The organism is Mesorhizobium sp. M7A.F.Ca.ET.027.03.2.1, from assembly GCF_003999175.1.
Lineage (GTDB): Bacteria > Pseudomonadota > Alphaproteobacteria > Rhizobiales > Rhizobiaceae > Mesorhizobium.
In genome coordinates this window covers 1-574 of sequence record NZ_RZOM01001794.1, presented here as the reverse complement: position 1 = coordinate 574, position 574 = coordinate 1, and the positions used below count along the sequence as shown (strand labels likewise).

General features: G+C 64.3%; 1 protein-coding gene. It reads left to right on the top strand.

Features of this window, described 5'->3' with window-relative positions:
- On the top strand, positions 1 to 356 hold a 356-nt coding region (locus tag EN750_RS38115), incomplete at its 5' end, for a TOBE domain-containing protein (RefSeq protein ID WP_127399511.1).
- Positions 357 to 574: the final 218 nt, after the last annotated feature.

The following is a 574-nucleotide window of genomic DNA, read 5'->3' as shown; positions in this document are numbered from 1 at the left end:
CCAACATTTTTCGCGGCGATACGACGGGCGATGGCATCCGGCTGCCGGACGGTACGGCGATTGCCGCCGGCGCGGGTGCCAAGCTTGCCGCCGGCGCCAAGGCGAGCTGCGCCGTGCGCCCCGAACGCATCCGCATCGCCACGGATGCCGGAGCACCGGATGGCACCGCCAACATGCTCAAGGGGCAGGTTTCCAAGCGCATCTTCGCCGGCAACAACAGCACCTATTTCGTCGAGCGTGGCGGCCAGACGTTGAAGGTGATTGTGCAGAACACGGGTGTCGACAGGCTGGCGGAAGGTCAGGACGTGATGCTCAGTTGGTCGCCGGAGAGTACGGTGTTGATCGCGGCGGGTTAAGTAGGACTGTGGAGGGATGGGATGGTTGGCGTTCCTTCGCGCCCCCCTCTGTCCTGCCGGACATCTCCCCCACAAGTGGGGAGATTGGCTTTGATAGCCGGTTTTCGCAAATCGCCGGCGTTGCAAAAAATGCGATAAGGCTCAAGCTGCCGATCTCCCCCTTCGTGGGGGAGATGCCCGGCAGGGCAGAGGGGGGGGGCGCTGCCCCGCCATACGAT